This is a genomic window from Microcoleus sp. OTE_8_concoct_300 (assembly GCF_031383065.1).
Lineage (GTDB): Bacteria > Cyanobacteriota > Cyanobacteriia > Cyanobacteriales > Microcoleaceae > Microcoleus.
Genome location: NZ_JANMZH010000731.1, coordinates 1 through 5,484 on the forward strand (window position 1 = coordinate 1; position 5,484 = coordinate 5,484).

Below are 5,484 nucleotides of genomic sequence, written 5' to 3' on the forward strand. Positions count from 1 at the left end.
GGGAGGATTTTCTGTTGCCGATCGTCTAAATTAAAAAAAATATTCCTACCTGCAGGCTTTGAAAAAGTGTTAACGGCTCTCCTGATTATTTTCATAGGTTTAGCTCCGTCGCTGCTGTCTTTGTGGGTGATGCGCTCTGCCCAGAGCCAAGCCCGCGATAGAATTGCACTGGCTAGGCTTGCGGTAGCAAATAGACCCATGCGAACTCAACTACCAACTGCCGATCGCACCTATATAGAAGGCCTCGGTTATCCGATCGGCGATATCACTTGCGAGTATAACGCCCGCTCTAATTACATTCGCTGCGCTGTCAATCCTTCTGGGCCCTGTCAAGATTGTCGCTACTACCAAGCCAGAACTCTTGACGCTCGCGGTGAAAAGATATAGCGGTTCTCAGAAAAGTGAGGTATGCCCAATGCCCAATGCCCAATGCCCAATGCCCAATGCCCTATGCCCATGAGTACCTCATCTTTCTGAGAAAGGCTATATAGCTTTTATTGGTGCTTGTATGTACGCATATTTGCGGATGTAGAAATCAATGAGTTAATATGTACTTACGTGTAAGGATTATTTTTGGAGCTTGTTTTGGACGACCCGCGCCAAAACTCAGCAATTAAAACCTAATCCACCAGTATTGCTGAGTTACAGTTGCCATAACTCGCGTATTGGGATCAGTGTTTTTCTAGTTGAGGAGTTGCGCTCAGAAACCAGGTTTAGACGATAAATTTTGTTTGGGCGACGAGAAATCTCGGAATAAATAGGGTTTCTAGTCTCCTGGGCGTAACTCCTGCAGTTAAGAAAATTAGCGGACAAAAATCGCAAGTAGCTGATGGGCAAATCTGCAAGCTAGTTTCTCCAAAACATCCTGAAAAATTCTGCACGGACAATAGTCCCGAGCATTTACCTGAAACAGAAACCCGCTCGAAGACTCGCTTGTTGACAGTTTGAGAAGTTGCTTGTCGGCGACACTAATCTGTTTTTGCGATCGCAGCGAAACAGTCTCAAACCTACATTGCTATCTCCAGACTGCAAGTCAGGAATTTTTAAGACGCCTCGTCGATACAGGGTATGCCGATTTCAATTGCATCTCATCTGTTGCACCATTCTCGCTTAACATACTTTCCGGCTTCACAAATAGTTCATTTTCTTGTGGGGAGTAGGGGTTGGGCAGGAGAGCCCGCCCATAGAAGGGTTATTGACAATGGTGCAAGATCTCAATTGAATGACACTTCGGGCACGGCCGGCATAATTATGTCACGGCTATAACTCCCTAATTAATGTCTGGTGGCTATTGTGAACAGGGCTTGCACACCAAAACCAAAGAAACCGAGTATTTTACCGGGATCGAGGGCTGCAACGAAGCCTTTTCGTCCCTCAAATCCGGTTTAGGCCTCCAGAAATAGTGGAAATTCTCTGCAAATAAAGTGCATTAGACGATCTACAGAAAACCTCATCAACTAAATTCTTGAGAAGTCCTGTTATTGTCTACTGCGGGATGTAAGAGATATGTGTGTAACAGATACGCTCGCTAACAGAAAAGAAAGCCGAAGGCAAAATATCACCCCATAGATAGATTATGGGGATTTAACCTCTAAATCCTCAGCGCTTCTGTCGGCGATATTTGCCATGCTATCAAATATCAAGATAGCACTGCTTTGTGCTGAGTTAAATTCGCTTCGGACTCTTGCTCGAAGTCAAGCAGCAGAGCCTCTTACTCTGCAATTACACCTTTTCAATAGCTGATAATTATCATATTGAAGTGGATACATCATATACAATCCGTGAGACAAATTGACTATGCAAAGCATCTGCAACAAACCAATTCTTCTAACCAAAAAAATATGTGACTCCACCGCCAGGATTGCTGGAAAAAGCTCCCGAACAACAGCAACTTATTATCTAAAAAAACCAATAAAACAAGTAAAAACAGAGGAGTGTTTCCTGCCCCAGAAACTCGGTGGCGGTGCGGGAATTGGGCATCTCCACAGAGAATTTTTGCGAGTAACCGAGTCAGGGGGCGCCCCGAGTGTAAAAAATGTACTGTTCGTCGATGCCAGAGTAGACAACTACGACAGCTTGGCAAGAGGAGCAACAGCCGATACAGAGGTATTTGTACTGGACTCGACGCGGGATGGAGTCGAGCAAATTACTAGAATTCTCGCTAATTGCAGCGATTTAGACAGCCTTCAGATAGTTTCTCACGGTCGAGAAGCCCGAGTGCAACTCGGATCGATCGAACTGTGGCGCGACAACTTAGAAACCTACAGCCATTTGTTGCAGCAGTGGGGAAAAGCTCTCAGGGAGAGAGGAGATATCTTGTTATTCGGGTGCAGCGTCGCAGCGGGGGAAAGTGGCGCGGCCTTCGTGCGGCGGCTGAGCTTTATTGCAGGTGCAGATATTGCAGCTTCCGACAACTTGACGGGGAGTGCCGCACTCGGCGGTGACTGGGAATTAAAATTTGCGACAGGGGAAATAAAGGCGAGTATCGCCATTGAAAAAGAAGTGCTCGAAGCCTACACTCACGCCCTTGGCACTAACGAAACTTTCAAGAACTCCACAGCTAGGGGGCCTGGGATTTACGGGGGAAACGACGGGGCGCTGTTGAATCCGAGCAACGGGGTTCCAGCAGCAAATCAAGGTATCTCCGGCATTACCGGAGGCACAGTATCCGGCATAGTTCAGGCTTTGGGCGGTTCGAGTCCCGGCGATGGCGCTGTGCGATCGACGAAAGCAGCAGATGACCCGGAAGCCTTTGTCATATACAACAACCCCATTACTTCAACCGACGGTTTCAGAGTCCGGTTTGATTTTTATTCAAACGGTTCAAGCGAGCAATATAATGCTCAGGACCCCTCTATTCGCCCTGGGCCAGGGGACGGCCTGGGTTTCTTGTTGATTGACGGCACTGCCAGCCCAGAAAGGACTGAGGGTTATGGCGATTCTCTTGCCTACGCTCCACCAACGGCTATACCCGGTATTGAGGAAGGTGATTTAGGCATGGATCTTGACGAGTTTGGCAATTTTTCAACATCCACAGAAGGGCCCTGTGGCCAGGAGCCGCCTCGGATTCCCGCCTCCTCTATTGGTTCTTTCAGACCTGATTCCGTAATAGCCCCAGCCACCCGTAGCGGCATCAGCAACACGGCCCGGAGCAACTCGGCGACTTTCGATCGCCTCGCCACTAACAACAACGGCTCGCCAACCAACAAAGAGGGCACTCCCACTAACTCTACGGTTACCACAAGTATTGCGCCCAAGGCCGACCTCGCAACCACCAACATCGGCTCTACGAGTGCTACCCCCGGTAGCTCGCTCAGCTACACGATCGCCACAGCCAATTTAGGCCCGAGCCCTGCTGCAGAAGCTGTAACCATCACTGACAGCATAGTTCCCGGATTAACCGGAGTCACGGCATCTAACGGAGGCGTTTACGAGCCAGCGACAGGCATTGTCCCCGAAGGACCCGTGGCAATCGCCCGTGAGACAGTTACCCGGACGATCGGCTTGACAGTACCGCCCACCCTAACTTCCATCCGCAACACGGCCAGAAGTACCTCGATCGCTCCCGACTCCACTCCGGCAAACAACAACGGTACAAACCCCAACGCCACCGTCACCACCTCGATCGATGCTGTGGCCGATATTGTCACCCAAAAAACGGCTCCGGCGAGCATCAACGCGGGTGACACGCTCCTTTATACAATTACTACTAGCAACAACGGGCCGCGGGACTCGACCAACGTAGTCATCATCGACAGCCTGATTCCCGGCTTAACTAATGTCACCGTGCCCGATGGCGGAACCTACAATCGGGCCACAGGGGCGATCTATTTCCCAGCGATCGCGACTTTAGCCAGCGGCACCAACCAGAGCCGCACCATCAGCTTTGTACCGCCACCTACCCTGACGAGCATCACTAACATTGTATCGAGCCGATCGGACACTCCAGACCCCGAGTTAACGAATAACAACGGCTCGATAGTCCCAGGGCCGGGTCAGGCGGGGGTCGAGTCACGACCTCGATCGATGCAGCCGGCGCCGACCTGGTTACGTCCAAGAGCGGTCTCACATTCGCTCCTGCCTGCAGTTCTGTGACTTATACTTTATCTTTCAAAATTCGCAACTGTCGAATCTTTTGGCGAGAGCAGCGGTTGCCAGACATTTGTGCAATTGGTATATCTGATAGGCAGGATAAATCCTGCCATGCCCTTTCATCCCTGGACTCTAGTCGTATCAATTCCGGTTAGATCGGAATGATTACACCACAGAGGGCACAGAGGACACAGAGAAAGAGAAGAGAGAGATGCATAATTCCGATGTCAACGGATTTGATATCACAGGGTTTTTAGGGTATTTTTTATAAGAACCGGAGGTAAATCAGGTTAGTTTTTGAGTTCAAAACATAGGCCAAGACCAATCAATACTATCCTGGGCGACTACGGCACTCTATAAGGTAGTACAGTTGCGACCTCTTTCGGCGACTTAATTTTCGGCAACGACAGCGGCGACATCATCGGCGCAGGCAAAGACAGCATTTTTGCCGCCGACAAAGGTAACGACTTAGTTTATCGATACTGTGCTCAGTTTTTCCCTAGGAACTGACTTGTTTGTCCTGGCTGAGGGCTTGAGTTTGGAGGCCTTGCGAATTAACTCAACGGCGAACGGTACAATCCTGCAATTGGCTGCCACTGGGGAGGTTTTGGCTCAGGTTTTTGGGGCTAATAATGCTATTACTTCTCTGGATTTTGTGGCTGTTGCTCGGTAACGATAAAAGCGCATTAAATGCCCTGGCTTTTGCCGATATTCTACCAAGGCGCTTTGTTTGAAAATCCGAGGTTTTAAAATTAACTAAAATCACGCTCGTAACTTATTTGATATCCGACCGCTTAGCTACCATAAAATTGGTTTTGAGTGAGTAAGTTATTTATTATAAAAGTTATTAGATTAGGAAGTTTATAAATACAAAAATTATAACGTGTTTTTAGCAAGGTATATATATGCAATCCTAAATCAGTCGTAAATTTATTACCCCACCCCAACCCTCCCCGAAATCGCGGGGAGGGAGTAAGAAATTCATAGATAATTTAGGATTGCTATATATATCTAATAGTGGGTTAATTGACTACATAAAATTGTGTGTTATTAAGACTAAATTCCTAATAAAAGTCTGGGTGGTCAAGCCGTTCATACTAGAAATACGCACTATTTTCAACTGGTTATTGTAAACAAATCTCGGACTCCACGGCGTATTTTCCTAGATATAGCAATCCTTGCAGGAGTCATAAATTTTTTACCCCACCCCAGCCCTCCCCGCGAGTTCGGGGAGGGAGTAAGAAATTCACAAATGATTTAGGATCGCTATAGCACGTGTTTTTTTATAGTTAAATAACTTTGTGCAAAGTCAGAATTGGCTAAAAAAACGCCTGAGGTTAGGGAGCAAGGAAGCTAACTGTTACTTTTGGAAGATGTCGCTCAAACAAAAAT

Annotated in this window: 3 protein-coding genes; all 3 read left to right on the forward strand. The window is 47.8% G+C overall.

Annotated features, from left to right (window positions below; genetic code table 11):
• Positions 1-387: DUF6464 family protein (locus ACUVJL_RS32845; protein WP_445249662.1), on the forward strand; the 387-nt coding region annotated here is incomplete at its 5' end.
• Positions 388-1,797: 1,410 nt separating this feature from the next.
• Entirely contained in the window at positions 1,798-4,095 is a 2,298-nt protein-coding gene (locus ACUVJL_RS32850; protein ID WP_445249663.1) for a DUF4347 domain-containing protein, read from the forward strand.
• 481 nt (positions 4,096-4,576) lie between these two features.
• Positions 4,577-4,765, forward strand: coding sequence for a hypothetical protein (locus ACUVJL_RS32855; protein WP_445249664.1), 189 nt, complete (start codon positions 4,577-4,579; stop codon positions 4,763-4,765).
• Positions 4,766-5,484 lie beyond the last annotated feature (719 nt).